Genomic DNA, 26,191 nt, shown 5'->3' on the forward strand with positions numbered 1-26,191 from the left:
ATGCGTAATATTTGTGTGATTGGTAGCTGTTCTATGGATTTAGTGGTCACCTCGGACAAACGCCCAAAAGCCGGTGAAACGGTTCTTGGCACGTCATTTCAGACTGTGCCGGGCGGCAAAGGAGCAAATCAGGCCGTTGCCGCAGCCAGACTTGGGGCTCAAGTGTTTATGGTCGGCAAGGTCGGAGACGATCATTATGGAACAGCTATTTTGAATAATCTCAAAGCTAACGGCGTTTGCACTAACTATATGGAACCGGTTACACATACAGAAAGCGGAACCGCTCATATTGTGCTTGCTGAAGGCGACAACAGCATTGTCGTTGTCAAAGGCGCGAACGATGACATCACCCCAGCGTATGCGTTAAACGCGCTCGAACAGATTGAAAAGGTCGATATGGTGCTGATTCAGCAGGAAATCCCAGAAGAAACGGTTGATGAGGTGTGCAAATACTGCCATTCTCACGATATTCCGATCATGCTAAACCCGGCACCGGCCCGCCCGCTCAAGCAGGAAACAATTGATCACGCCACCTATCTGACGCCGAATGAACACGAGGCTTCGATTTTATTCCCTGAGCTTACCATTTCTGAAGCTTTGGCGCTTTATCCGGCAAAGCTCTTTATTACGGAAGGAAAACAAGGCGTCCGCTATTCGGCTGGCAGCAAAGAAGTGCTCATCCCGTCCTTCCCTGTAGAGCCCGTTGATACAACCGGAGCCGGTGATACGTTTAACGCAGCCTTTGCCGTGGCCCTGGCTGAGGGAAAAGATATTGAAGCCGCATTGCGGTTTGCCAATCGTGCCGCTTCCCTTTCTGTCTGTTCCTTCGGGGCCCAAGGCGGAATGCCGACAAGAAATGAAGTAGAGGAGCTGCTGTCATGAAAAAACACGGTATACTGAACAGCCATCTTGCCAAGATTTTAGCAGACCTTGGCCACACTGATAAAATTGTCATCGCGGATGCCGGACTGCCGGTTCCCGACGGCGTTTTGAAAATTGATCTTTCACTGAAGCCGGGCCTTCCGGCTTTCCAAGATACAGCGGCAGTACTGGCTGAGGAAATGGCGGTCGAAAAAGTCATTGCTGCAGCTGACATAAAAGCATCCAATCAGGAGAATGCGAAATTTCTAGAAAATCTTTTCTCTGAACAAGAGATTGAATACCTTTCTCACGAGGAGTTTAAGCTGCTGACAAAAGAAGCAAAGGCAGTCATAAGAACAGGAGAATTCACACCATATGCCAACTGCATTCTGCAGGCGGGTGTGCTTTTCTAGAAAGGAGGATGAAACATGCAGATTAAAATGAAAGACATTCATAAAGCATTTGGAAAAAACCAGGTGCTGTCAGGTGTTTCCTTTCAGCTCATGCCTGGCGAGGTTCACGCATTAATGGGAGAAAACGGCGCCGGCAAGTCCACGCTTATGAACATTTTGACAGGCCTGCACAAAGCAGATAAAGGTCAAATCAGCATAAACGGAAACGAAACGTATTTTTCCAATCCAAAAGAAGCGGAACAGCATGGAATAGCCTTTATCCATCAGGAATTGAATATCTGGCCGGAAATGACCGTTCTTGAGAATCTATTTATCGGTAAAGAGATATCCTCCAAGCTGGGCGTCTTACAAACAAGAAAAATGAAAGCGCTAGCAAAAGAGCAATTTGACAAACTCTCCGTCTCTCTTTCTCTTGATCAAGAAGCCGGCGAATGTTCCGTCGGACAGCAGCAAATGATCGAAATCGCAAAAGCGCTTATGACAAATGCCGAGGTCATCATTATGGATGAACCGACCGCAGCGTTGACTGAACGTGAAATCAGCAAGCTCTTCGAGGTCATTACAGCGTTAAAAAAGAACGGCGTCTCCATTGTCTATATTTCGCATCGCATGGAAGAAATTTTTGCGATTTGCGACAGAATTACCATCATGCGTGACGGAAAAACGGTAGATACAACAAACATCTCAGAAACTGATTTTGATGAAGTCGTCAAAAAAATGGTCGGACGGGAGCTGACTGAACGATATCCAAAACGCACTCCTTCTCTCGGTGATAAAGTATTCGAGGTGAAAAATGCCTCCGTAAAAGGGAGTTTTGAAGATGTCAGCTTTTATGTTCGTTCCGGTGAAATCGTCGGTGTTTCAGGATTAATGGGAGCCGGCCGGACAGAAATGATGAGAGCGCTGTTCGGTGTTGACAGGCTGGACACGGGTGAGATATGGATCGCTGGGAAAAAAACGGCTATTAAGAACCCGCAGGAAGCCGTGAAAAAAGGTCTCGGCTTTATTACAGAGAATCGCAAGGATGAAGGGCTTCTGCTCGACACCTCGATCCGCGAAAATATTGCCCTGCCCAATCTGTCCAGCTTCTCACCAAAGGGCCTCATTGATCATAAGCGGGAGGCTGAATTTGTCGATCTGTTAATCAAACGCCTCACTATCAAAACAGCATCACCGGAAACGCACGCACGCCATTTATCAGGAGGAAACCAGCAAAAAGTGGTGATAGCCAAGTGGATCGGCATCGGACCGAAAGTGCTTATCTTGGATGAGCCAACAAGAGGTGTGGATGTTGGCGCCAAACGAGAGATTTATACGCTGATGAATGAGCTGACCGAACGCGGCGTCGCTATCATCATGGTGTCATCAGAGCTGCCTGAAATTCTGGGAATGAGCGATCGGATTATCGTTGTCCATGAAGGCAGAATCAGCGGAGAAATCCATGCGCGAGAAGCAACACAAGAACGAATTATGACACTTGCCACGGGAGGGCGGTAATATGAAAACGGAACAACTGCAAACAGAACAAAAACGGATTCACTTCGACGGAGTCATGCAAAAACTCGGCCCGTTTCTTGGTTTATTTATTCTCGTTATCATTGTATCTATTTTAAATCCCAGCTTTCTTGAACCGCTGAATATTTTAAACCTGCTTCGCCAGGTCGCCATTAACGGATTAATCGCGTTCGGGATGACCTTTGTCATTTTGACAGGCGGCATTGATCTTTCTGTCGGCGCTATTCTTGCCCTGTCCAGTGCTTTAGTTGCGGGGATGATTGTGTCCGGTGTCGATCCGGTTCTCGCGATCATCCTTGGCTGTATCATTGGTGCCGTACTAGGCATGATCAACGGATTATTGATTACTAAAGGAAAAATGGCACCCTTTATCGCCACGCTTGCGACCATGACTGTGTTTCGCGGACTGACGCTAGTGTATACAGATGGAAATCCGATTACCGGACTTGGCACAAACTACGCTTTTCAGATGTTCGGACGCGGTTACTTTTTAGGCATTCCTGTACCGGCAATTACGATGGTTCTTGCCTTTGTCATCCTTTGGGTGCTTCTTCATAAAACACCATTCGGACGCCGAACGTACGCTATCGGCGGCAACGAAAAAGCCGCGCTCATTTCAGGCATCAAAGTGACGCGCGTGAAAGTGATGATCTATTCTTTAGCCGGGCTTTTATCCGCTCTTGCAGGTGCCATATTGACTTCCCGCCTGCATTCGGCCCAGCCGACTGCGGGAGAATCGTACGAACTTGATGCTATCGCGGCAGTCGTCTTAGGAGGGACAAGTCTTTCCGGCGGCCGAGGACGCATTGTCGGCACGTTAATCGGGGTGCTGATCATCGGCACACTTAATAACGGGCTTAATCTGCTTGGCGTTTCATCATTTTATCAGCTGGTTGTCAAAGGGATTGTTATCTTAATTGCGGTATTATTAGACCGCAAGAAGTCAGCTTAGGAGGGTTTTCACATGAAAAAGGCTGTATCCGTCATTTTAACGTTATCATTATTTTTGTTAACCGCCTGTTCGCTTGAGCCTCCCCAATGGGCAAAGCCGTCAAACTCGGGGAACAAAAAGGAATTCACCATTGGCTTGTCCGTCTCAACGCTTAATAATCCTTTTTTTGTCTCATTAAAAAAGGGTATCGAAAAAGAAGCTAAAAAACGGGGAATGAAAGTCATCATTGTTGATGCACAAAATGATTCATCGAAACAGACAAGTGACGTGGAAGATTTAATTCAGCAAGGTGTTGATGCATTATTAATCAACCCGACTGATTCTTCGGCGATCTCAACGGCAGTAGAATCTGCAAACGCAGTCGGTGTGCCCGTCATAACAATCGATCGATCTGCCGAACAAGGAAAAGTTGAAACCCTCGTTGCTTCCGATAATGTAAAAGGCGGTGAAATGGCCGCGACGTTTATTGCCGACAAACTTGGAAAAGGAGCAAAGGTGGCAGAGCTTGAAGGCGTCCCCGGCGCATCTGCCACACGGGAACGCGGCTCAGGATTCCATAACATCGCAGACCAAAAACTCCAAGTTGTCACAAAACAATCAGCTGACTTTGACCGCACGAAAGGCCTGACTGTCATGGAAAACCTGCTGCAGGGACATCCTGATATCCAAGCTGTTTTTGCTCACAACGATGAAATGGCGCTCGGTGCTCTCGAGGCAATTAACAGCTCGGGGAAAGACATATTGGTGATCGGTTTTGACGGCAATAAAGATGCGCTCGCTTCCATTAAAAACGGAAAGCTGTCAGCCACCGTCGCTCAGCAGCCTGAATTAATCGGTAAATTGGCTACAGAAGCAGCAGATGATATTTTGCACGGGAAAAAAGTGCAAAAAACAATATCCGCGCCTCTCAAACTAGAAACACAAAAATAATTGTCTGATGTTTAGGAACCTGCGATAACGTGAATAGAGATATAGAATGAATTATTTCTCTTACGTGAGGAGAGGAACGGCATGAACAAACCAACAAAACTTTTTTCAACATTAGCACTTGCGGCTGGAATGACTGCGGCGGCGGCTGGAGGCGCTGGAACGATCCATGCTCAACAGCCAGAAACAACGGTAAGCATTGATGATTTATACAGTTATCCGATTGACTCTTATTTGGTATCAGCAGAGGCTCTAAATGTCAGAACGAAGCCTTCCGCATCAAGCCAAAAAGCCGATACGCTGCACTTAGGAGATAGCCTAAAGCTGATTTCCTTCTCAAATGCTGACTGGGCAAAGGTTCAGTATAAAAACGGAAAAATAGGATTTGTCTCCACTCATTACATTGTAAAAGCAGCGACAACGGTAAAAACCAAAACAAAAACAAAAGTATATACATCCGCTGATGGAAAGAGCATTAAGACTCTTCCAGCAGACACAAGCGTTTCTTTTTTAGGCTGGAGTAAAACGAATAAAGGCGGTTTTGATTTTGATTGGGTATTCGTTGATTACGGCGGTGCGACAGGTTATATGAAAACAAAGGATTTACACATGACAAAATAACTGAGAGGGATTCCGCATAAATGCGGAATCCCTTTTATTATGAATTGATTTGTCACATTCCCAAGATATTTCTCAGGAAATATTGTCGTATGCTGTGTCGAAACCTTACATGATCATCAACATTTTTGTTCACGCTAAAAAGCGGAGGTGTAAATATGGATCAATTTGAAGCAGCATATGAATCGTATAAAGCCCGGCAAACAACTGTCGATCAAGAAAATGTTCCATCTGGAAAAGAAGAAATTATTGCGGTTAGAAGAAATGAGGAAGACAATATTATCGCAGTGAAAACCAATACAGGAAGAGAGCTCGACTATCCTACTGCGCTGTCAGAAGCAAAATCAGGAAAACTCGCTCATGTTGATGTCTTCCATAAATACGGGCGTGACATTTTGCGAAGTGAACCGGACGGCATCAAGGAAAATAACCTGTCTGAGCTGCCGGATTTTTAAACAAATACAGCCCTGCCGTATGTTCGACAGGGCTTTCTTTTAAACAAAAGGCTGCTGGATGTATTCGGCTAACCGTTTTGCACTGTGAGAAATATCCCCTGCAGCTGCATAATTCACGCCATAGAACACATATGGAGGCAGATACTTCATGCCGATCAGATTACTCGTGGCCTGAAATGGTTTCAATAGCTCACTAATCGAGTAATGATTTGCTCCGCCCGCTTGATATTTTTCCGCTTCGCTCCCTGTTGATACAGCCAGCATCAGCTCCTTGCCATGCAAGGCATTTCCTTCTGAACCAAAAGCCCAGCCGTAAGTCAGCACAAGATCCTGCCATTTTTTCAAGAGCGGCGGAGAGCTGTACCAATATAGCGGGAATTGAAAGACAATCCGATCGTATTCCTCGCACAGCTGCTGTTCCTTCGCAACATCTATTTCTTCATCCGGGTATTCCTTATAAAGATCACGTACTGTGATATTGTCGTGTTTACTCAATTCCTCAGCCCACGCCTTATTGACAACTGAGGTCTCCATATGAGGATGAACTGCCAAAACCAATATTTTCATCAGACCACACCTTTACTGTTTTGATGTTATTTTATCTAAAATCAGGAAAAGAGCCAAATAAAAAGAAAGCCCTGTAAAAGGGGCTTTCTTTTTTTCTTTTATTCAGGGCTTCCTTCAGTTGTTTCGATATCTTTCGCAAAATCAGGGTTATCCAGATTCGCATTAAAGAAATCCGCTGTGTTCGGAAGTCTGAGATTCATGTTCATTTTTTGAGAAATCGTAACCGTGCAATCCTCAAGCACATAGTCAAAAACGTGTCCGCCTGAATTGCGTCCTTCGTCAATGAAGTGCAGGTGATAGCCAGAAACGGCGATTCCGTTTGCATAAGCTGGTGTCAAGAAACCTACGATTGTTCCTCTCACGTTGTCGAAGTTGAAAATCGGCTGTGTTTTGACCGCTTCAACCATTGGCACGTAAGGTTTTTCTTGAAGTTCTACCGTTCTTGTCTGCACCTTTTTAAACAATCCGTCAATACGAATTGCATAAAATAAGTTTCTGCTTGGCAGCATGCTGTTGATCTCTTTTTCAAAGTCTTCGCGTGTCATTTTCGCATCAATTTTGTGCGTCATGTCCGGTGTAAAGAACGTAAATGAACAGAACGGTGAACGGTCTCCTTTTTGGACCGGTGTCGCGGTTCCGTCTGAGCGAAGACGGTAAAATTCGCCGTCAAACCCAATCAGCTCTCCGTCAAGCTTGTTAAAGGTTCCGATACCGAAGTCTCCATATTTCGGAATCTCTGACAGTTCAAAATCTCCGTCATATACTCCGTCTAATAGAGAAGTCATTGTTGATACTTGATAAATCTGGCTCACAGGCTGATCTTTTTGACCACGGCTGAGCACTTGAATGTTGCTTTCTCGTTTCATATTTCCCTTCACTCCTTTTATTTAGTGCTGTTCATAAAACAGTGTCGTGATGCGCAGAGTGCTAGAGAGCTTTCGTTTTCATGAGTTCCCCGAATTCTTTCGGAAGCTTGTCACTTGCTAAATTAATGTTATCACTGTAGTCAACCGGGACATCGATGATGACAGGACCTTCAGCGTTCATGCCTTGACGCAGAACATCTGCCAGCTGGTCTGGTGATTCTACGCGCAAGCCAGTTGCTCCGAAGCTTTCCGCATATTTCACGATATCGATATTTCCGAAATCGACCGCAGATGTACGGTTATATTTTTTCAATTGCTGGAATGCAACCATGTCATATGTGCTGTCGTTCCATACAATGTGTACAATTGGTGCTTTTAGTCGTACCGCTGTCTCTAATTCCATTGCTGAGAATAAGAAACCGCCGTCACCAGAGACAGAAACCACTTTTTCTCCCGGTTTCACCAATGAAGCGCCGATTGCCCAAGGAAGCGCAACGCCGAGTGTTTGCATACCGTTACTGATCATTAATGTTAACGGCTCGTAGCTGCGGAAATAACGTGACATCCAAATGGCGTGCGAACCGATATCGCAAGTTACTGTAACATGATCATCGACTGCATTACGCAACTCTTTAACGATTTCAAGAGGGTGCGCTCTGTCTGATTTCCAATCTGCAGGCACCTGCTCACCTTCATGCATATATTGTTTTAAATCAGAAAGGATTTTCTGCTCACGCTCTGCAAATTCTACTTTCACAGCATCGTGTTCGATATGATTGATCGTGGACGGAATGTCACCGATCAATTCAAGATCAGGCTGGTAAGCATGATCAATGTCAGCGATAATCTCGTCTAAATGGATAATTGTCCGGTCTCCATTGACATTCCAGAATTTCGGATCATATTCAATCGGGTCATAGCCGATCGTCAGAACAACATCTGCCTGCTCTAGCAGTAAATCGCCAGGCTGGTTGCGGAACAAACCGATACGGCCAAAATACTGATCCTCTAAATCTCTAGAAAGGGTACCGGCAGCTTGATATGTTTCAACAAATGGAAGCTGAACCTTTTTCAAAAGCTTGCGAACCGCTTTAATTGCTTCCGGTCTTCCGCCTTTCATGCCGACCAAAACGACAGGAAGTTTTGCTGTTTGGATTTTTGCTATGGCCGCACTGATTGCATCATCTGCTGCAGGACCGAGTTTTGGCGCTGCAACAGCACGCACGTTTTTCGTATTTGTGACTTCATTCACAACATCTTGCGGAAAGCTCACAAAAGCGGCCCCAGCCTGCCCTGCTGACGCTATCCTAAATGCATTTGTAACAGCTTCCGGTATATTTTTTACATCTTGAACTTCTACACTGTATTTTGTAATCGGCTGGAATAGCGCCGCATTATCCAAAGATTGATGTGTCCGTTTTAAACGATCTGCACGGATCACGTTTCCAGCAAGCGCAACGACAGGGTCTCCTTCAGTGTTCGCTGTCAGCAGGCCTGTTGCCAAGTTAGAGGCACCCGGTCCTGATGTGACTAACACGACTCCCGGTTTTCCAGTTAAACGGCCGACTGCTTGGGCCATGAATGCTGCGTTTTGTTCGTGCCGGGCAACGATAATTTCAGGTCCTTTATCTTGTAAAGCGTCAAATACCGCATCAATTTTTGCACCTGGAATGCCAAATACATGTGTGACACCTTGCTCCACTAAGCAATCAACAACAAGCTCCGCCCCTCTGTTTTTTACAAGGGATTTTTGTTCTTTTGTTGCTTTTGTCAACACCCTCACTCCTTATTATGCATTTTAAACGTAAAATTTTAAATATCTTGTGATAAGTTTCACTATACACTCTTTGGAAATTGACCTCCAATATCGATTCGCCTTATGATTAATATGTAATACGAATTATTAACCTATGGAAAGGAATGCATATTGAATGGAGCTTCGCCATCTTCAATACTTTATCGCAGTAGCCGAAGAGCTTCATTTCGGAAAGGCTGCCCGGCGGCTGAACATGACGCAGCCTCCTCTCAGCCAGCAGATCAAACAGCTGGAGGAAGAAGTCGGAGTTACGCTTCTGAAAAGGACAAAACGATTTGTCGAGCTTACCGCAGCAGGAGAAATCTTTTTAAATCATTGCCGCATGGCATTGATGCAAATCGGACAAGGAATTGAACTGGCACAGCGGACGGCCCGCGGCGAGCAAGGCCTTCTCGTAATCGGTTTTGTCGGATCAGCTACATATGAATTTCTGCCGCCGATTGTCCGGGAATATCGTAAAAAATTCCCATCTGTGAAAATAGAACTGCGTGAAATATCCTCGTCTAGGCAGCAGGAGGAGCTACTAAAGGGCAACATTGATATTGGTATACTTCATCCTCCCTTACAGCATACAGCTTTACATATCGAAACCGCCCAAAGCAGCCCTTGTGTTTTAGCTTTGCCTAAGCAACACCCATTGACTTCTAAGGAATCAATTACGATTGAGGATTTAAGAGATGAACCAATTATTACTGTTGCTAAAGAAGCATGGCCTACTCTATACATGGATTTTATTCAGTTCTGTGAACAAGCGGGCTTCAGACCCAACATTGTCCAGGAAGCCACAGAATATCAAATGGTGATTGGTTTAGTCAGTGCCGGAATTGGTATGACATTTGTTCCTTCCTCAGCCAAAAAATTATTTAATTTGGATGTTACTTATCGAAAAATGGACCAAATACAGCTTAATGCAGAATGGGTTATCGCTTACCGCAAAGACAATCATAATCCGCTTATAAAGCATTTTATTCATATTTCAAATTGTCAGCAGACAAGAACTAAAGAGAGTGATGCAGGTACATGAACGATACTTGCAATCTCTTTTTTCTTTTGGGATTCTTATGGAATTTTTATTAATTTAATATAATCGCTTAGTACAACTTTATATCAGTATACGTATACATACAGTACAAATAGTTGGCAAGGACATCAGTAAGCGCAGGACATTAGTTTGATTTTAAAAATGAAAGATAGAGAGGTGAAGTAAATTATTGAGTTCACCGGCATATTCACATTGCTCGCTTTTTTCGTAACAATGATTTTTATTTTCTGGAGACCAAAAGGACTAAATGAAGCTATCCCCGCCACATTTGGCGCTTTAATGGTTTTATTGTGCGGAAGTGTGTCATTGGCAGACTTAGGGGAAATCGGAACAAAAGTCACGGGTGCATCGGTTACAATCCTTGCCACTATGATTATGGCCATTGCACTAGAAAGCTTTGGTTTCTTTTATTGGGTGGCTGCAAAACTGCTCCAACAATCCAAGGGTTCAGGCATCAAGCTTTTTTGGCTAACCAATTTGCTCTGCTTTCTCATGACCATTTTCCTGAATAATGATGGGAGCATTTTGATCACAACTCCAATCCTTTTGCTTGTACTAAAATATTTAGGTTTAAAAAAACATCAAAAAGCCCCATATTTATTAAGCGGTGTTTTAATAGCCACAGCCTCTAGCGCACCGATTGGCGTAAGTAATATTGTTAATTTAATTTCTCTCAAAATCATTGGAATGGATCTATATCTTCACACCGCCATGATGTTTGTCCCTAGTATGATGGGACTCATTTTTATGACTTGTCTACTGTTTATGTTCTTTTATAAACGTCTTCCCAAGAACCTGCCAGATATACCGGGCCATTTTCAGTCTCTGCGGCATAGAAGGTACCATCCTCTTCATTCGCCATCAGCTCCTTTACCAGAACGAAATCAAACAAAAATCATGTTGTTTGTGCTTGCATTTGTTTTTCTCGTCAGAATGAGTCTATTTGCAGCATCATATACCGGTATTTCTGTTCCTCTAGTCGCTGTCATCGGATCTTTTATCCTGTTGAGCTGGAGATGGATTTATTTCAAAACCTCCCCAAGAGACTTGTTATATAAATCGCCTTGGCACATTTTTATATTCGCTTTTACTATGTATGTCTTAATTTATGGTCTGCATAATATTGGATTCACAGAGTTACTTGTGAATTATTTTGAACCTGTGGTTTCTGGAAGCCTCGCCCATGCAACTTTCGCATCAGGTATCTCTACTTCAGTTTTTTCTAATCTCTTTAACAACCATCCAGCGTTAATGATCAGTACTTTTACCTTAACTGAAATGACCCTGAATCCTTCAGCAACAAAAATCATCTACTTGGCCAATATTATCGGCAGTGATATCGGTTCATTATTATTACCTATGGGAACCTTAGCAACGCTTATTTGGATGCATATATTAAAACAGCATGATGAAAGTATTTCATGGGGCGAATATATAAAAACGACCATTATCATCATTCCGCTGACTGTTCTTTTTACGTTAACATGTTTATATTTTTGGATCAGTTGGTTATTTCTTTAGCACAGTATGAAACGAAAAACTGCCTTCTGCTTTTAAGAGGGCAGTTTTGTATACACTAGGGAAGATGCATTGTCTTTAGATGATTTAACTTCCAAATGACTGGCTCTCCACTTGCGTTAATAAGCTCAATGATATTATTAGAGACATCCTTTAATAGACCAACTTTTTCTGGCACCTCTCCCATATCAAATATGACCAATTCACCAATATTTTTTTTGATCTGCTCCTCAAAATTACGCACAAGAGGAACTTTGGAAGGCACGACCGGCAATTGTGAGTTGTCAAGAGTATACGGTGTTTGTTCAGTTGAATAAGGGGTAAACCATTTTAAATGATGCATAGATATAAAAAGTATTTTAAATACGGGTGAGAAAAATACAATATAATCGTTTAAAACATTTGTAACATACCCATGGATCGATCGACCCCCAGTTACATAAACTTCAATAAACTGGCCTTTGACCTTGTTTAATGTATTTCTATATGAAAAAGCTTGAGTTTCTGCCTCTATCATTGGATCTTCCGGATTGATCAAAAATGGCTTCTCAGTACTGGTCATTATTTTCGCCTTGTTCATTTGATGAAGATGCAACAAGGGAATATAAAGATAATTGCAGCCATCAAAAATAACAAAAATATCCTGTCCGATATCTATGAGGGTGCCGACAAACCTTGTATCTCCTGAAATGACAACCTCAACATCTGTGTTAAGGAATTGATTCAAACCTTTCACGATTCTCCTCCTTTAACTGAAAAAGGGCATCACTTAATCTGATGCTCCTCCATTATCTATTAAAATTTACGTTTCCAGTGATAGTCTATCGTTCTGACAATCGTTTCATAGCTATAATCTTCCTTTTGTTTTCCTGAACTTTTTATTGAACTTGAATAACCTGGTGATCTTGATGATTGATAATCTGATGATCTTGGTGATCGTTTAGATGATTTTGATGATTGATAATCTGAAGATTTTAATGATCGTTTAGATGATTTTGAAGAACTTTTTGAACGTGACGAACGGTCAGATTTGGATGATTGATAATCCGAAGATTTTAGTGATCGTTTAGATGATTTTGAAGAACTTTTTGAACGTGACGAACGACCAGATTTGGATGATTGATCATCTGAAGATTTTAGTGATCGTTTAGATGATTTTGATGAGCTATATGATTTTGAAGAAATGAACGAATTGCTGTCCTTATCATTATTGTCTTCCTGGTTTTGTTCATTTTTTTGATCCTCTTTTTTGTACGACCCTTTTGGACCTAAGCTGATGCTTTTTATGTGAAAAGGATAGATGCGAAGCACCTCTTGATTTTTCACTATAGTATAATGGCCGTCGGCATTATCTACAAGGATACCCTCAATGGCTTCCGGACCTCCACGATTAATTGAAACCCATTTATGAGTCAGACTCTTAAAAACCTCGCTTAAATCATCAGCTTCCAAAACTCCAACTGGCGTCTGCTCTTCTATTTTCAAATCAGGCTCGTGTTTACTTATACTTTTGATGTGATGGATATTAAAATACACTACCCCATCCTCATTTGTGTTTAACGCAGCGTAATCATCTCCCAGCCAGACCAATCTTCCTTTTTTAGATTCCGGACCCCCTTGGTTAAATTGAACTGATTGGTTTATTAAATGTCCGATTAAGCTATGAAAATCATCAGCATCGAGCATTTCCTCAGTCTCAATTGTTGTGGTGCTATTATTGGTATCCTCAGTAATACTTTTCACATGCTCCAACTGATAATAAATTATTTTTTTTTCAGCTTGTAAAGCTATATAATCTGATTTTACAGCTGTTAATTTTCCTTTTTTAGATTCCGGACCTCCACGATATACAGTAACAATTTTATCTTTCATTGAGTGCAAAAAGTTATAATACGATATTTCATTATTTGAATGATATTTCATTCTCCTCTTGCTCATTCAAATTCCTCCTAGTCACTTATACATAGATGATAAACATACTGCATATATACGTGTCACATTTATTTGTTGAACTAATTCAATAGCCTAATTGTCGCTTTTTCCGCGAATACCCATTTTCACGCATTCATAAAATACTTAAATGATCTTTGAGGTATTGTGAACGGTTTTTAATATACTCGCAGATCACATCCGGCTCACGGTCAAAACGCTCAACATCATTCTTTTTATATGGGTCCATCAAGATAAAAGGCCTAATCCGCTCATACATCGCCATGATTTTCGGTTCCATATATTCTATTGTAAAAAGAGATTGGAGCGTTTTTTCTAACAGGCGCCTGTAGGACTTGCGAAACTCGGATTCATCCAATATCCGGGCGGTTAGTGTATTAAATCCTTGAATTCTTACATAATCGGCAGCCATCCGCTCTCCATGGATATCCCTGCCCCAAGTCGCATCATAATCCCAAGGAATCACCTCAAATAATCCGGTTTCCCCGCTTCTGTATAATGCGTAGTTGTGGACAAACCCGTCATAGTTTGAGGTGAATACAATACCGGCAAGCCAGCGCAAATACTTGTCGACATCCACATGCTTTGTCACTTCTGACTTAAACTGAGCTTTAGGGACCGTATTAATTTTAAAAATCATATCCTGTAAATAAAAATCATCCTCCTCAGTCCCTGTTTTCTTTTCATATCCAAGCTCCAGCGATGTTTTCGTTTCCCTTTCTAAATCGCTCATCAGAGAAAAGTTGGCATCATCATCCACCGCATAAAAAATCGCGCCATCAGCCAGCTTCCTTTTCGCCAAATAATATTCATCTACGGATTCAAGTTCAAGATAAACCCCTTCATTCTTCCCATTCATCTTTACAAACACAAACTCTGCCTTTGGAGACAGTGTCCCTAGCTCCGAGAAAAAATCCAGAGACAATTTGTTTCTCATCAAGGAAGGATCTTTATACTCCGCATTTAAGTGAATCTCTCGCGCGCCGCGGAATGTTTTCGGCTGATAAAAGGAAATATGGTATGACTTCTTTTTGAAGTCTCTGATATGTGATCCCCGATAAGCGATATCAATATCCAGCCTTTTTTGATTTACCTTCATCACAGCTGGCACCGGATCATCGTCCCATATATCCTTTTTTAATTCACGCAAGTCTTTTGGATGAACAAACAGCTGATAAAGCGGTAAATTGGATTGATTCTTCATCCATAATCCTCCTTACAAATTTTAGGCTTTTATTTTTATAAGATCTCAGCGGAACACTTATACACTTTTTAAAACCGCGCGTACTATGAGGGTAGTAAGGATCTTCATCCTTAACATATTTTTAAAAGGAGGATTTCAAATTGGGCCACTATTCCCATTCTGACATCGAAGAAGCGGTGAAATCCGCAAAAAAAGAAGGTTTAAAGGATTATTTATACCAAGAGCCTCATGGAAAAAAACGCAGTCATAAAAAGTCGCACCGCACTCACAAAAAATCTCGCAGCCATAAAAAATCATACTGCTCTCACAAAAAATCTCGCAGTCACAAAAAATCATTCTGTTCTCACAAAAAATCTCGCAGCCACAAAAAATCATACTGCTCTCACAAGAAATCTCGCAGCCACAAAAAATCGTACCGTTCTCACAAAAAATCTCGCAGCTATAAAAAATCTTACCGTTCTTACAAAAAATCTCGCAGCTATAAAAAATCTTGCCGTTCTTACAAAAAATCTCGCAGCTACAAAAAGTCATACTGTTCTCACAAGAAAAAATCTCGCAGCTATAAAAAGTCATGCCGCACACACAAAAAATCTTATCGTTCCCATAAGAAATACTACAAAAAACCGCACCACCACTGCGACGACTACAAAAGACACGATGATTATGACAGCAAAAAAGAATACTGGAAAGACGGCAATTGCTGGGTAGTCAAAAAGAAATACAAATAATCTAAGTTTTCATTGTTTCAATAGGCTGCCGGCGGAGGTACGGAAGCCTATTTTTTTATTTGCCCTGTATTAGATATATGTCATGACATAACATATGCAACCCGCATCATTTGGTTTCCTTTAAACCATTTCGTTATAATCAAGGTATCCTAACGATAAAGGCGGTTGTTGCTATGTACATATTTCAAGCTGATCAGCTTAGTGCCAAAGACACATACAAGCTATTGTCAGGTACCGTTATTCCCCGCCCCATTGCATTTGTGACAACACTTTCTTCAGAAGGAGCGGTCAATGCCGCGCCTTTCAGTTTTTATAACGTCGTCAGCTCAGATCCTCCGCTTCTCAGTATTTCTGTTAACAGGACGGAAGGACGCCAAAAAGATACAGCGCGAAACGCAGTGGAGAACGGAGAATTTGTCGTTCATGTCAGTGATGAAGCCATCATTGAAGATATCAATGAAACAGCTGCAAGCTTAAGGCCGGATGAAAGCGAGCTTACACGCACCTCGCTTCATCCTATTGAAAGCAAAGCTGTTTCAGTTCCCGGCATTAAGGAAGCCCGCGTTCGCTTTGAGTGCAAATTAGAGCGGCATATTACCTTTGACAATGATCAAGGCATCACTACAGCAGATCTGCTCATCGGAAGAGTTGTCTGCTTCCACCTAGATGAAAAGGTGTATGATGCAGAAAAGGGATATATTTTAACGGATGAATTAAAGCCTGCCTCACGATTGGCGGGAAATCACTATGCCAAGCTGGGGGAAGAATTCACACTGATTCGTCCCAGCTGAAGAGAAGGACTATTTAAATAGAAGAAACTAGTCAAAAAGACCTTATGATTACAAAATATCGCCTGTAAATAACTGAAAAAATATCAAAAAAAAGAACACCCAGAGTAAGCTCGGGGTGTTCTTTTATGAAACGTTTTTCCTTTTTCTTCGTATAAAGGTAGATTAGGAGGAATTGGAATGACAAACTTTTGGATTTTAATGCTGATCGCTATTACCATCAGTCTCGCCTCTCAATTTTTTATAAAGAAAAAATACGGTATTGATAAATCCGGCTGGCGATATAAGCATGTCAGCAATACACACAAATGGATCGAAATCACTTTACTTATTTTGTTTGTGTTTTCACTCTCCTTTTTTCCCGTTGAATATTTGCTTCTTTTATTTTTTATTGTGATTGACTCAATACGAATTTTTATGGAGTGGCATTATAGACCTGAAGATAAACAGTATATGTACCACATTGTAGAGGTCTCCCTTATGTTTATGCTTTTGATTTATATTTGTACCCTATAGTTATTTAAATCCCCACAGCCGCTCCGTCTCCCCGAGGATCGGCTCCGCCTTGGAGAAAGCCTTCTTCATCAACTTTGATTGCAGCCGCTTGTCCCATCAGCGGATCATAGTCACCGACAACCTCCACGAGATGCCCGCTGTCTTTCAGTTTTTGGATTGTTTTGTCTGTGAATCTGCCCTCGACTCTGAGACCTTCGTATTCCTCTCCCCACGTTCTGCCCCATACCCAGCGCGGTTCGCTGATTGCCTGCTGTGGATGCATTCCGTAGTCCAGCATTCGGGTAATGATGGCCGTCTGAGTCTGCGGCTGGCCTTCGCCGCCTTGTGTGCCGTACAGAATTTTTGGCTTTCCGCCTTTACAGACCATAGCCGGCATCAACGTATGGAAGGTGCGCTTTCTCGGTTCAAGCGTGTTGACATGATTTTCATCCAGTGAGAAAAATGATCCGCGGTTTTGCAGTAATATGCCTGTATCACCGGCAGTGACTGCCGAGCCAAATTCAAAGTACAGGCTTTGAATGAATGACACTGCGTTGCCATCCGCATCAATTACGGCCGCATATGCCGTATCACTTCCCACCGGCCTGCTTTCTGCCGGTTCTGCCAGATAGCCGATTTCTCCCGCCAATCGTTTCGCATAATTTTTATCCAAAAGCCTTTCAAGCGGAATGTCAGCAAACGCAGGGTCAGTCAAAAAGGCATTCCGATCTACAAAACTCTTTTTCAGCGCCTCCACAAGCACATGATAATACTCAAATGAACTGTGTTCGATTTGGGTGAAATCATAGTTTTCCAAAATGTTCAGTGTTAATAAACCGGTAAATCCCTGAGAATTCGGCGGCGCCTGATACACACTGTATCCTCGATAATCACTTGATACAGGCGCTGCCCACTCACCCCGATGCGCTTTAAAATCATCGATTGTCATGTAACTGCCGTTATTCTGTAAATGTGAGACAATCCGCTGAGCGAGATCTCCTTCATAAAATGCGCTTCTTCCTTTTTCAGCAATCAAGTTCAGACTGTCTGCAAGCTCTTTTTGCACAAACCGCTCTCCCGGGACAGGTGCTTTGCCCCTTCTCGTGAAGATGTCAGCCGTGTAAGGCGTGGAAGCCAGCAATTCAATATTCTTTTCTGTGTGACGACACTGATCAGCTGATACAGGAAACCCATTTTGGGCATAATCGCGTGCGGGCTCCAATACATCTGCAGGAGACAGACGCCCGTACTCCTTCAGGACCGCATCCCAGCTATCAACCATTCCCGGCACGGTAATGGCACTGTCAATTCCCCGCAGCGGAATCGCGCTTTTTCCCTTATATACATCTCTCGTTACGTTTTTTCCTGAACGGCCGCTGCCATTGTAGACTTTTACTGCCTTTGTTTCCTGGTGAAAGGTCAGCCAAAAGGAATCCCCGCCAAGTCCGGTCATATGCGGGTACACAACCGCAAGACAAGCACTCACCGCAACAGCGGCGTCAAACGCGTTGCCTCCCTTATCCAGTATGCGGTTTCCGGCTTGAGAAGCGAGATAATGCGGACTGACGACCATTTGCTTTGTACCGATGACAGATTTGTTCATCACAAGTCCCCTTTTTTAAGAAATTTTCTTCAGTATAGGGAGCCTGATTTTTCACATCTACTGATCCGGCAGAAAAACTGACGAACTTTCTACTTTTCGCAAATAACAAGATATTTTTGCATTCATTTCGAAAACAAATAAAAAATTATTATTTCGATACGTAACTTTTATGATAAAATGATTGCTAAAAGGCTACGAAAGCAGGTGGAGCAATTGAGTCATGAATATCAAATCCCCAACCTTGTACTTGATGAGACTGATAAACAAATTCTCACGATTTTGCATGAAGAAGGCAGAATTTCTTATACGGATCTTGGCAAAAGAGTCGATTTGTCACGGGTCGCCGTCCAGGCCCGTATCAACCAATTAATTGAAGCCGGTGTTATTGAAAAATTCACCGCTGTCATCAATCCCGCTAAAATCGGCATTCATGTTTCCGTGTTTTTCAATGTCGAGGTAGAACCGCAATTTTTAGAAGAGGTCGCTCTTAAGCTTGAGGAAGAGCCTGCGGTCACCAGCCTTTATCACATGACAGGCCCGAGCAAGCTGCATATGCATGGGATCTTTGCCAACGATCAAGAAATGGAAGAATTCTTAACAAAACGGCTGTATCCATTGCGAGGCGTCGTCAGTGTTGATTGCCAGATGCTGATCAAACGATACAAAAGCCGTATGGGAATGAAGCTGTAAAGGAGAGAAACGAATGAAAAACCATCCTTATCGGGATATGACGGCCGCAATGGTTCGCACCGGCATATTAGGGTTCGGCGGCGGACCTTCCGTGATTCCGCTGATCCGCCATGAAGCGGTCAATAAATATAAATGGATTGACGATGATGAATTCGGAGAAATATTAGCAATCGCTAATGCGCTTCCCGGACCGATTGCCACCAAAATGGCTGCTTATCTGGGCTTTAAGCTAAAAGGCACATTAGGTGCAGTTGTGGCGACCCTCGCCCACATTCTGCCTACATGTCTTGCGATGGTGGGCTTGTTTGCGGCTGTAAATGTGTTAAGCCATTCAGCAATTGTTGCAGGTATGATCGGTGCCGTCACGCCGGTAATTGCGGTAATGCTCGGAATCATGGCGTACGAGTTTGGCCAAAAAGCGCTTAAAGGTTTCGGCTGGGTTACCGGCATCCTGTTTTTTATCATCGCTTTTATCGGCCTGCAAACTTTACAGATTAATCCCGGCCTGGTCATTATCATTTTCTTAGCGTACGGGGCGTTTCATTTTAAACTGAAAGACAAAATCACAAATAAACATTCAAAAGATAAAGGAATGTCAGCCTCATGATATCGATCTATTTATTTATGGCGTTTTTTATCGCAAACCTACTGGGATATGGCGGCGGACCTGCGTCTATCCCGCTAATGTTTGAAGAAGTTGTAAACAGATACAGCTGGCTCTCAAACGATCAATTCTCAAATATGCTCGCACTTGCGAACGCTTTGCCGGGCCCGATCGCCACGAAAATCGCTGCGTATGTCGGCTACAGCGCAGGCGGGTGGCCCGGCTTCCTAATTGCCCTGATCGCAACCGTCGTACCGTCGGCGCTCGCATTGATCGTCCTGCTGCGCATCATCCAGCGCTTCCGCCAATCACCTGTCATCAAAGGCATGACGCTGTCCGTCCAGCCTGTCATCGCGGTCATGATGCTCATTCTTACCTGGCAAATCGGCGCAGACGGCATCAAAGCGATCGGCTGGATCCAATCGATCGTGATTGCGGGAATTTCGCTCCTTGCCATGACAAAATTCAAAATGCATCCGGCATTTTTGATTATCGCGGCGTTTTTATATGGGGGCCTTGTGATCCCTCATTTATAGAAAAAAGCACCTGGACAGGTGCTTTTTTATTTTGGCCCAGAAATGCCGTTTGATATGACAGCTGTTTCTTCTCCTGCGTCACTCTTGATGATGTGCTTGACTTGCAGCGTGGTTCCTGCCATTCTCACAGATTGCTTCAACTCGGACGAATTGGTTTCAACTTGTATCCAAACAGGAGGCTGGACCTTCCAAAATAAATAGAGTGCAAGAATCAGCAAGCCAGCAATGACCGACAGCAAAAACTTCATATCGCATCGCTTCTTTTCAGTAAGCGGCTCGCAGCGGACAGCGCTTGATGATCACGAAGAATATCGCCTGGACGATTGCCTTCTCCCAGCACATAGCCTTTAAAGGACATTCCCATAAAATGAAAAATATGTTCGAATTGCTGAATCAGCGGCAGCCCTTTTATTTTTGGATTGTCTCCGCCCACTGCTATTACATATGCCTGTTTCACTGACATTTGCTGTTTAAAATCAGGAAATCTCGGATCTCTCAACGTCTGTGACCAGCGATCAATAAACAGCTTTAATGTCCCTGACATGCCAAACCAATAAATTGGGGTGGCGAATACAAGAATATGGCACTGCAATATCCGTTCAATGATAGAATCGTAGTCATCTTGAACAGGACGAAAGCCGCCTTGGGCGTGACGCAGATCTTCAATTGGCTGAATTCGATATTTCTGCAAATAAATGTGCTCCGCATCGAATCCTTGAACAGCCTTCTCCGCAAGAACATCCGTATTTCCGCCAGACCGAGTTCCGCCGTTAATAACCGCAATTTTCATGATGCATCTGCTCCTTTGTTTACGAATGATTTTCTTCATCTTATAATGGATTCATCAATCAATACAGATGATTATTTCGATTAATACAATCGCTAAAACCGATTTAGAAAGGAAGAGAACAAGTGGAATTGAAGCAGCTGATCACCTTTATTACGGCGGCAGAACATGTAAACTTCACCCTAACCGCCAAAATGCTTAATTATGCACAATCAAGCGTTACCTCTCAGATCAAATCACTTGAAGAAGAAATTGGGACGCCTTTATTTGAACGGCTCGGCAAGCGGCTTATCTTGACAGAAGCAGGAAAAACGTTCAAATCTTATGCACAGAAGATCATTGCGTTAACAGAAGAAGCGAAAATGGCCACAAATCAAGTAAGAGAAACAACCGGAACCTTAAAAATCGGGGCGACGGAAAGCCAGTGCACATACCGCCTGCCGCCTATCATAAAAGAATTTAAACAGGCTTTTCCCCAAGTAAAGCTCATATTCAAACCATATATCTCCAATGAACAAGCGAAAGAACAGCTCTTACAGGGCCAGCTTGATATCACCTTCATCTTGGATGTAAACCGGATGGAAGACGCACTGCACGTTGAATCTTTGATTCAGGATGAGATCAAAATGGTGGCTGCTAATGACCATCCTTTTCCTGCGGATTTACCAGTAACATTGAAGGATCTTCAAAACGAAACTCTTCTGCTGACAGAGGACGGCTGCTCGTACCGCACGCTCTTTGAGAACAATTTGCATGACTCCGGTGTCTATCCTAACAAATTGGAATTCGTCAGCATAGAAGCCATCAAACAATGCGTGATGGCCGGACTTGGGATTGGAATCTTGCCTGAAATGACAGTAAAAGATGATATTGCAGCAGGCCGGATGAAAGAACTCAATTGGCAGAGCGATTGCCCCGTTTTCACTCAATTAGCATGGCATAAGGACAAATGGATGTCTGCGCCATTAAAGGCTTTTATCGATTTGACACGGAAAACATTCAAATAAAACCTCTCCACAAGGACGACAAGGTTTTTGAGACCAGGAAAGCACACACATACAAAAAAACACTTGATGACTTAGAGCCCCAAGTGTTACATGTGATTTTTCTGATAAAACGTTCGCAAAACATGCGTTTCAAGGTCAGCCAGGCGGACAGGGATTGGCAATCTGCTTTCTTGATTGATCAAGCTCATCGTGATCTGATAGCTGCTGTCTAAATCAATATAATTACCGCAAGACAAGAAAATAGGCTTCACGTCCCCCCGCGTTCGCAGCGCCCGGCCATATACCTCGCCGTCAATGAGAATATCGGTGTATGCACCGACTTCATTTTCAGGCATCACGAAATCATAGCCTTTGATTTTGAGATAGGTTTTCGCAATCCCAATCGTCGGCTTGCCCAGAAAAAAAGCCGCATGGGTGGCAACGCCCATATGATTGTAATGCAGATATCCGTTGCCATCAAACAAGAAGACATCCGGCTCCGTCTCCAGCTTTTTCGCCGCCTCGATGATCAAAGGCAGCTCGCGAAACGCAAGAAAACCGGAAACATACGGCACGCTGATTCTCCCCATGCTGTGCACTTTTTCAATGACTTCTTTTGTATCAGCGTCAATCACGATAATACTGCACACTCCGTATGGTTCTCCGTTCTGCTCCCAATAGGCGAGATCGACGCCTGCGCAGGTGTTGATGGAGTTGGGATGGATCGTGTGGGATAGGTTGATACGATTTCTAAGGGATTGTTGTGTTTGAACAAAATCCGATTCATCTTTTAGATGAAAATCGTGTATTTGATGTATTTCCATTTTACTTGTTTCCCTCTCTTCGCGCTCAATTGTCCTGCATGTCGATTCTAGCAATGACACCAAATTATATCATTGAAAAAAGCAGATAGTATAATCTGCTTTTTTATTACTATTCATTTTTCATTTCTTTCATAAAAATATAATCCAATTGTTTAATTAATTCTTTAAGTTCAGTACACATAATATCCTCTAAAGGATTTTCCCAATCTTCGTTTTTTATCAGTTCAATCCCATAGCTTCCGGCTGGATCACCTTCTGGGTACCACCCTACGTCAAGCAGCAAATTTTTTGTCTTATGAGAAATCTGCAGGAGATCTTGATTAAAGTCAAATAACCAAGCATCATCATTTGCCTCTAGCGTCTTAGGATCAGTATCTTTTAATGTAATATAATCAACAGTCCAACCAGCCGGTATCTTTAGCCTTAAATAATTGGGAATCTGTTGGCTTAGTGGCTGCAAACCCTCTAAAACCCCGCTTCCCACACTCCAGATTTGATATTCTAACTCTTCTAATAATTGTTCTATCTCATTAAAAGACTCATCTTCATAAACCTTATCTGTTTTTAAGCCAGCTACTTTGATATGGTATTGATTATTTTCATAACTTACCTTAATAAAGGCCTTACGTTTTTCATTTTGTAGTATTAGTAATTCACATTTTTCTTGCATTCTTTTTTCTGAACATAAATTGTTCAGTACTACAGACCAGCCATTACAGATTTTTAATGGCTGTAGTTGAGAAATATGGTCTCTGCCCATCCCGCTTCTCCTTCATTATTCTAAAAAATCTGCCGATTGACAACCCAAAAAGAAGTTTAAACTATTCTAATATATCAGTAAACAAGGCACTTCTAACGTTAACCTATATTGAAAGCTGTATACAATGAGAAACAAAAACGCCAGCCCTTGGTGTCCATAGACTGACGTTTCTTGAAAACCTCTCTTAACCTTTTTTAAAAACGATAAAATTCCCGTTAGGATAATCGCCATTCCAACCACACGGGAAATAACCCGCTTTATAAATTTCAAAAACCTTTTCAAAAAAATTATTTGTATTACCATTAATTGCTCTATTAATAGCACAATTGTTTAGGTCAGCTACTATATCCTCAAAAAAAGTCTTGAATTCAGTAGAAGCATGTCTGATGCTCTCAGAAAAAATATCTAATAATGCGTCTATATTTTCCGGCTTTTGATTATCTTCTAATTCGTAAAACCGCTCCCATACTTCACTCATTTCAATTTCCCTTATATCTTTCCATGTATACTCATCTTCTCCATATACTTCTTCATAAGCCAAGTATTCAGCCTTTTCTTGGTCATTAATTATTTGAGTAAAATTAGATACATTAACTGATTTTATAGGCTTGAAGGTTTTTGAAAATTCAACTACCTCTTCCACCAGATTATGATATTTTCCAAAATTCATTACTTGTTATACCACCTTTCCCAAAGATCAACTGTTGCTCCACCGCCTCTTTTCCAAACGGGTTTTCTTGAGGAGCTACCTTCTTTCCTTTCTAATTTATATGCTTCTAATCCTTTCTCCTTTATTTTCTTTAATTCTGTTTCTAAATAATCATCCCTCATATAAAGAGGCAACCCTTTTTCTTGTAATTCTCTTAATTTTTGTTGTAAATCATATACCTGTTTTTCAATGACGTCTACACTTTGGTTAACATTAATCTCATCTAATTTTTTTCTCACAAAACTACTATAAACTGAATGATATCCCTTATGCCGTGAAGTAGCACTTATATCATCATCCGGGACCCTTAAGAAAAAGCCATTTGACGCATCATCCATATCCATTCCTAACTTCTTCAAAACAGGATGACTTCGAAACTCCTTCGGGATAATATGTTGAGCCTGATATGGAGTACGTTTTGTTGAACGTGGAAGTCCCATTTGCTCAAACATATTTTTACCTAATTTAGTTGAACTCCCCCCTGTAACCTTTCCTGGGGTCCCTGGAATTAATCTTGTGGTAGTGCTTCCACTGCTACCTCTACCCACCATCTTCACAACCCCAAGATCTTTCACAGCTTTCGTTTTCACATCAGCGTGAACAATTGGGAAAGTTGTCCCATCCGGTGTGACAGTCTTGTGGACACGAATTTTTACATTCGTCGGCACTTTGAATTCTTTTACTTGATCTAGAATCTTTCTCCCTTTTTCAACTTTTGCTACTTGTGGCGATTTAGCAAGCGGGATGCCTTTATCAATATGTTTCGCCAATGCACCGGCTCCAACCAAGCTCAATGCTGCTTCGAGCGCCCCTTGCTTCCGCTTCTCCTCAGACACTTTGTTTCCAAACATATCCCGTCCCGTGACGGCTTCTGAGAATCCGTTTGACGCAACAAGGCCGTATGCGCCCATTTCAGTCATTTTGAGAATGTCTAAGGATTTGCCTGTTTTGTAGGCATCTAATGCGTGTTCAGCAGCGATAGCTGCTTTTCCGGTTTTGTAGATGGCTTTTCCGCCTTTGAAGGCCCGGCCTGCCCAGCCGACGACTGGTATGAATCCGGCAGCGGCCATAGCTCCTGCTGTCACACGCTCTGCGGTGGAGAGTTTTTCTCCGGTAACCGGATCAACGCCTTCGGTTGCTCTTTTATAATCATAATAGCCAGTGACTTCTCCAGTAAAGTTGCAAACTCCATCCCATGTTTTTTCGTACCACGGTTTGTTTGCTTCTTCCTCGGCTTTTTCCTGGAGCCGTCTTGCTTCTGCTTGCTGGGTTTTTGCATCGATATAGGTTGTTCCTTGATTTTCTACTTCAATGACGCTTTTGTAGACTTCATTGCTGTGGAAGGCTTTTTTGTCATAGTACATAGGAGAAGCGCTCTTCCCATTGCTGGTGGCCTGCATGAGAACGGAATATTTGGTGAGCACTGCGTTGTCCAGAGATTCTAAATTTTGATATTCAGTTGTCAGGGATTCATCAAGCTTATCGACAGCTGTGATCGTGTCACGTCTGATTTTTTGGGCATCGCCCATCTTATCTGCATAGTCGTCAAGCGTATACATGTCGAGGTCAATAATATCGCTGATGCCTGACAAAATAGAATCGATTTCTTCTTTATGGGCGGAGACAATCTCTGAGGCTTTCAGGTCTCCATTGGGCAGCTCATGATCCAAAAAAGAAGTTTCCACATATGAATCATTCAGTTCTTGATCTTTAATATCTCCTGAAATGCCATTTAAAAACGCAATTTGAGCAGAGACAAGCGTCAGCCAGCTGTCTACGATTTCCGCCTGTCCCTGAAAAAAATCTTTAATATTGTCCGCGCCTTTTCCTTTAAAATTATCGCCTAAATCTGCAACTCCCTGAAACGCTTTTTTCAGCGTATTCAGCTGCTCCTCAAGCGTCTCATATTGCTTTTTTCTGCTCTTCGCTTCTTCGATTAAAGATTTAGATTCAAATACTTTGCTCATCGCACTGCCC

Annotated in this window: 29 protein-coding genes; 16 read left to right on the top strand and 13 right to left on the bottom strand. The window is 42.5% G+C overall.

Translation table 11 applies throughout. From position 1 onward, the window contains the following. The 7 genes from rbsK to NSQ83_RS18965 all read left to right on the top strand — a co-directional run bounded on the left by rbsK (position 1) and on the right by NSQ83_RS18965 (position 5,741). On the top strand, positions 1-882 hold the full coding sequence (gene rbsK / locus NSQ83_RS18935; RefSeq protein WP_029318754.1) for a ribokinase: 882 nt from the start codon (positions 1-3) through the stop codon (positions 880-882). Continuing rightward, positions 879-1,274: a D-ribose pyranase gene (gene rbsD / locus NSQ83_RS18940; RefSeq protein WP_029318753.1), complete on the top strand. Its 396-nt coding sequence runs from the start codon at positions 879-881 to the stop codon at positions 1,272-1,274. Before rbsK ends, rbsD begins: the two co-directional genes overlap by 4 nt. Positions 1,275-1,289: 15 nt before the next feature. Further along, positions 1,290-2,771, top strand: a complete 1,482-nt coding sequence (rbsA, locus tag NSQ83_RS18945; protein WP_029726016.1) for a ribose ABC transporter ATP-binding protein RbsA — start codon at positions 1,290-1,292, stop codon at positions 2,769-2,771. 1 nt (position 2,772) lies between these two features. After that, a complete protein-coding gene (rbsC, locus tag NSQ83_RS18950; RefSeq protein WP_003227873.1) occupies positions 2,773-3,741 on the top strand; it encodes a ribose ABC transporter permease RbsC in 969 nt (322 codons plus the stop codon). A 12-nt stretch (positions 3,742-3,753) separates the two neighbouring features. Continuing rightward, complete coding sequence (rbsB, locus tag NSQ83_RS18955) at positions 3,754-4,671, top strand: ribose ABC transporter substrate-binding protein RbsB (protein WP_160221864.1); 918 nt, start codon at positions 3,754-3,756, stop codon at positions 4,669-4,671. A gap of 81 nt (positions 4,672-4,752) precedes the next feature. Beyond that, positions 4,753-5,289, top strand: a complete 537-nt coding sequence (locus tag NSQ83_RS18960) for an SH3 domain-containing protein (RefSeq protein ID WP_021480756.1) — start codon at positions 4,753-4,755, stop codon at positions 5,287-5,289. A gap of 155 nt (positions 5,290-5,444) precedes the next feature. After that, entirely contained in the window at positions 5,445-5,741 is a 297-nt protein-coding gene (locus NSQ83_RS18965; protein ID WP_003227867.1) for a DUF3892 domain-containing protein, read from the top strand. Positions 5,742-5,780: 39 nt separating this feature from the next. On the opposite strand, the gene NSQ83_RS18970 is transcribed toward NSQ83_RS18965, so the two are convergent. From NSQ83_RS18970 to alsS, 3 genes are all read right to left on the bottom strand, one after another. Further along, complete coding sequence (locus tag NSQ83_RS18970; RefSeq protein ID WP_017696598.1) at positions 5,781-6,308, bottom strand: NAD(P)H-dependent oxidoreductase; 528 nt, start codon at positions 6,306-6,308, stop codon at positions 5,781-5,783. Between the two features lie 98 nt (positions 6,309-6,406). Further along, a complete protein-coding gene (budA, locus tag NSQ83_RS18975) occupies positions 6,407-7,174 on the bottom strand; it encodes an acetolactate decarboxylase (RefSeq protein ID WP_024572687.1) in 768 nt (255 codons plus the stop codon). A 61-nt stretch (positions 7,175-7,235) separates the two neighbouring features. Next, positions 7,236-8,948, bottom strand: coding sequence for an acetolactate synthase AlsS (alsS, locus tag NSQ83_RS18980; protein ID WP_014478171.1), 1,713 nt, complete (start codon positions 8,946-8,948; stop codon positions 7,236-7,238). A gap of 157 nt (positions 8,949-9,105) precedes the next feature. On the opposite strand from alsS, the gene alsR reads away from it, so the two are divergent. Both alsR and NSQ83_RS18990 read left to right on the top strand, forming a co-directional pair. Continuing rightward, positions 9,106-10,014, top strand: coding sequence for an acetoin biosynthesis transcriptional regulator AlsR (gene alsR / locus NSQ83_RS18985; RefSeq protein WP_003227859.1), 909 nt, complete (start codon positions 9,106-9,108; stop codon positions 10,012-10,014). 210 nt (positions 10,015-10,224) lie between these two features. Further along, positions 10,225-11,553, top strand: a complete 1,329-nt coding sequence (locus NSQ83_RS18990; RefSeq protein ID WP_080529885.1) for an arsenic transporter — start codon at positions 10,225-10,227, stop codon at positions 11,551-11,553. Positions 11,554-11,608: 55 nt separating this feature from the next. Here the strand turns inward: NSQ83_RS18990 and NSQ83_RS18995 are convergent, their stop codons facing one another. From NSQ83_RS18995 to cotH, 3 genes are all read right to left on the bottom strand, one after another. Next, positions 11,609-12,286, bottom strand: a complete 678-nt coding sequence (locus NSQ83_RS18995) for a DUF2642 domain-containing protein (protein WP_003227857.1) — start codon at positions 12,284-12,286, stop codon at positions 11,609-11,611. A 59-nt stretch (positions 12,287-12,345) separates the two neighbouring features. Beyond that, a complete protein-coding gene (cotB, locus tag NSQ83_RS19000; protein ID WP_160221865.1) occupies positions 12,346-13,488 on the bottom strand; it encodes a spore coat protein CotB in 1,143 nt (380 codons plus the stop codon). Positions 13,489-13,615: 127 nt separating this feature from the next. After that, positions 13,616-14,704: a spore coat protein CotH gene (gene cotH / locus NSQ83_RS19005; protein WP_015714831.1), complete on the bottom strand. Its 1,089-nt coding sequence runs from the start codon at positions 14,702-14,704 to the stop codon at positions 13,616-13,618. 140 nt (positions 14,705-14,844) lie between these two features. Here cotH and cotG point away from each other — a divergent pair, with 140 nt between their 5' ends. The 3 genes from cotG to NSQ83_RS19020 all read left to right on the top strand — a co-directional run bounded on the left by cotG (position 14,845) and on the right by NSQ83_RS19020 (position 16,736). Next, positions 14,845-15,432 carry a spore coat protein CotG gene (gene cotG, locus NSQ83_RS19010; protein WP_010886627.1) on the top strand — a complete coding sequence of 196 codons (588 nt, stop codon included), beginning with the start codon at positions 14,845-14,847 and terminating at the stop codon, positions 15,430-15,432. Positions 15,433-15,605: 173 nt separating this feature from the next. Continuing rightward, positions 15,606-16,223 (top strand): flavin reductase family protein, encoded by a 618-nt coding sequence (locus NSQ83_RS19015; protein ID WP_187001926.1) that lies wholly within the window; start codon positions 15,606-15,608, stop codon positions 16,221-16,223. A 177-nt stretch (positions 16,224-16,400) separates the two neighbouring features. Next, complete coding sequence (locus NSQ83_RS19020) at positions 16,401-16,736, top strand: DUF4181 domain-containing protein (protein WP_014481121.1); 336 nt, start codon at positions 16,401-16,403, stop codon at positions 16,734-16,736. Between the two features lie 4 nt (positions 16,737-16,740). On the opposite strand, the gene ggt is transcribed toward NSQ83_RS19020, so the two are convergent. Beyond that, complete coding sequence (gene ggt, locus NSQ83_RS19025) at positions 16,741-18,318, bottom strand: gamma-glutamyltransferase (RefSeq protein ID WP_339238761.1); 1,578 nt, start codon at positions 18,316-18,318, stop codon at positions 16,741-16,743. A 213-nt stretch (positions 18,319-18,531) separates the two neighbouring features. On the opposite strand from ggt, the gene chrS reads away from it, so the two are divergent. Genes chrS through chrA form a run of 3 tightly spaced genes read left to right on the top strand, consistent with a single transcriptional unit; the run spans position 18,532 to position 20,148 of the window. Continuing rightward, positions 18,532-19,008: a chromate efflux transcriptional regulator ChrS gene (gene chrS / locus NSQ83_RS19030; RefSeq protein ID WP_014478181.1), complete on the top strand. Its 477-nt coding sequence runs from the start codon at positions 18,532-18,534 to the stop codon at positions 19,006-19,008. Positions 19,009-19,021: 13 nt separating this feature from the next. Next, positions 19,022-19,615: a chromate efflux transporter subunit ChrB gene (gene chrB / locus NSQ83_RS19035; protein WP_015251064.1), complete on the top strand. Its 594-nt coding sequence runs from the start codon at positions 19,022-19,024 to the stop codon at positions 19,613-19,615. Further along, positions 19,612-20,148 (top strand): chromate resistance efflux protein ChrA, encoded by a 537-nt coding sequence (gene chrA, locus NSQ83_RS19040; protein ID WP_014665634.1) that lies wholly within the window; start codon positions 19,612-19,614, stop codon positions 20,146-20,148. Before chrB ends, chrA begins: the two co-directional genes overlap by 4 nt. A 26-nt stretch (positions 20,149-20,174) precedes the next feature. Here chrA and NSQ83_RS19045 read toward each other — a convergent pair whose 3' ends face one another. Both NSQ83_RS19045 and NSQ83_RS19050 read right to left on the bottom strand, forming a co-directional pair. After that, on the bottom strand, positions 20,175-20,396 hold the full coding sequence (locus tag NSQ83_RS19045; protein ID WP_032722655.1) for a hypothetical protein: 222 nt from the start codon (positions 20,394-20,396) through the stop codon (positions 20,175-20,177). Continuing rightward, the gene (locus NSQ83_RS19050; protein WP_032727010.1) at positions 20,393-20,938 is read right to left on the bottom strand and encodes a flavodoxin family protein; all 546 of its coding nucleotides are present in this window, start codon (positions 20,936-20,938) and stop codon (positions 20,393-20,395) included. Before NSQ83_RS19050 ends, NSQ83_RS19045 begins: the two co-directional genes overlap by 4 nt. Positions 20,939-21,060: 122 nt before the next feature. On the opposite strand from NSQ83_RS19050, the gene NSQ83_RS19055 reads away from it, so the two are divergent. After that, the gene (locus NSQ83_RS19055; RefSeq protein WP_003227833.1) at positions 21,061-21,942 is read left to right on the top strand and encodes a LysR family transcriptional regulator; all 882 of its coding nucleotides are present in this window, start codon (positions 21,061-21,063) and stop codon (positions 21,940-21,942) included. Between the two features lie 86 nt (positions 21,943-22,028). Here the strand turns inward: NSQ83_RS19055 and NSQ83_RS19060 are convergent, their stop codons facing one another. From NSQ83_RS19060 to NSQ83_RS19075, 4 genes are all read right to left on the bottom strand, one after another. Further along, the gene (locus NSQ83_RS19060) at positions 22,029-22,745 is read right to left on the bottom strand and encodes an endonuclease V (RefSeq protein WP_198878448.1); all 717 of its coding nucleotides are present in this window, start codon (positions 22,743-22,745) and stop codon (positions 22,029-22,031) included. Between the two features lie 109 nt (positions 22,746-22,854). After that, positions 22,855-23,505 (bottom strand): hypothetical protein, encoded by a 651-nt coding sequence (locus NSQ83_RS19065; protein ID WP_198878447.1) that lies wholly within the window; start codon positions 23,503-23,505, stop codon positions 22,855-22,857. Between the two features lie 184 nt (positions 23,506-23,689). Beyond that, positions 23,690-24,175 carry a hypothetical protein gene (locus NSQ83_RS19070; protein WP_038829861.1) on the bottom strand — a complete coding sequence of 162 codons (486 nt, stop codon included), beginning with the start codon at positions 24,173-24,175 and terminating at the stop codon, positions 23,690-23,692. Then, positions 24,175-26,181 (bottom strand): T7SS effector LXG polymorphic toxin, encoded by a 2,007-nt coding sequence (locus tag NSQ83_RS19075; RefSeq protein WP_198878446.1) that lies wholly within the window; start codon positions 26,179-26,181, stop codon positions 24,175-24,177. The genes NSQ83_RS19070 and NSQ83_RS19075 overlap by 1 nt, the downstream gene beginning before the upstream one ends. Between the last annotated feature and the right edge of the window lie 10 nt (positions 26,182-26,191).

Source organism: Bacillus sp. PS217 (assembly GCF_037963535.1).
GTDB lineage: Bacteria > Bacillota > Bacilli > Bacillales > Bacillaceae > Bacillus > Bacillus subtilis.

Bases quoted from the DNA above. Each gene is read 5' to 3' on its own strand.
- rbsK (WP_029318754.1), top strand. From the start codon at position 1: ATGCGTAATATTTGTGTGATTGGTAGCTGTTCTATGGATTTAGTGGTC.
- rbsD (WP_029318753.1), top strand. From the start codon at position 879: ATGAAAAAACACGGTATACTGAACAGCCATCTTGCCAAGATTTTAGCA.
- rbsA (WP_029726016.1), top strand. From the start codon at position 1,290: ATGCAGATTAAAATGAAAGACATTCATAAAGCATTTGGAAAAAACCAG.
- rbsC (WP_003227873.1), top strand. From the start codon at position 2,773: ATGAAAACGGAACAACTGCAAACAGAACAAAAACGGATTCACTTCGAC.
- rbsB (WP_160221864.1), top strand. From the start codon at position 3,754: ATGAAAAAGGCTGTATCCGTCATTTTAACGTTATCATTATTTTTGTTA.
- NSQ83_RS18960 (WP_021480756.1), top strand. From the start codon at position 4,753: ATGAACAAACCAACAAAACTTTTTTCAACATTAGCACTTGCGGCTGGA.
- NSQ83_RS18965 (WP_003227867.1), top strand. From the start codon at position 5,445: ATGGATCAATTTGAAGCAGCATATGAATCGTATAAAGCCCGGCAAACA.
- NSQ83_RS18970 (WP_017696598.1), bottom strand. From the start codon at position 6,308: ATGAAAATATTGGTTTTGGCAGTTCATCCTCATATGGAGACCTCAGTT.
- budA (WP_024572687.1), bottom strand. From the start codon at position 7,174: ATGAAACGAGAAAGCAACATTCAAGTGCTCAGCCGTGGTCAAAAAGAT.
- alsR (WP_003227859.1), top strand. From the start codon at position 9,106: ATGGAGCTTCGCCATCTTCAATACTTTATCGCAGTAGCCGAAGAGCTT.
- cotB (WP_160221865.1), bottom strand. From the start codon at position 13,488: ATGAGCAAGAGGAGAATGAAATATCATTCAAATAATGAAATATCGTAT.
- cotH (WP_015714831.1), bottom strand. From the start codon at position 14,704: ATGAAGAATCAATCCAATTTACCGCTTTATCAGCTGTTTGTTCATCCA.
- NSQ83_RS19015 (WP_187001926.1), top strand. From the start codon at position 15,606: ATGTACATATTTCAAGCTGATCAGCTTAGTGCCAAAGACACATACAAG.
- NSQ83_RS19020 (WP_014481121.1), top strand. From the start codon at position 16,401: ATGACAAACTTTTGGATTTTAATGCTGATCGCTATTACCATCAGTCTC.
- ggt (WP_339238761.1), bottom strand. From the start codon at position 18,318: ATGAACAAATCTGTCATCGGTACAAAGCAAATGGTCGTCAGTCCGCAT.
- chrB (WP_015251064.1), top strand. From the start codon at position 19,022: ATGAAAAACCATCCTTATCGGGATATGACGGCCGCAATGGTTCGCACC.
- chrA (WP_014665634.1), top strand. From the start codon at position 19,612: ATGATATCGATCTATTTATTTATGGCGTTTTTTATCGCAAACCTACTG.
- NSQ83_RS19045 (WP_032722655.1), bottom strand. From the start codon at position 20,396: ATGAAGTTTTTGCTGTCGGTCATTGCTGGCTTGCTGATTCTTGCACTC.
- NSQ83_RS19050 (WP_032727010.1), bottom strand. From the start codon at position 20,938: ATGAAAATTGCGGTTATTAACGGCGGAACTCGGTCTGGCGGAAATACG.
- NSQ83_RS19060 (WP_198878448.1), bottom strand. From the start codon at position 22,745: ATGGAAATACATCAAATACACGATTTTCATCTAAAAGATGAATCGGAT.
- NSQ83_RS19065 (WP_198878447.1), bottom strand. From the start codon at position 23,505: ATGGGCAGAGACCATATTTCTCAACTACAGCCATTAAAAATCTGTAAT.
- NSQ83_RS19070 (WP_038829861.1), bottom strand. From the start codon at position 24,175: ATGAATTTTGGAAAATATCATAATCTGGTGGAAGAGGTAGTTGAATTT.
- NSQ83_RS19075 (WP_198878446.1), bottom strand. From the start codon at position 26,181: ATGAGCAAAGTATTTGAATCTAAATCTTTAATCGAAGAAGCGAAGAGC.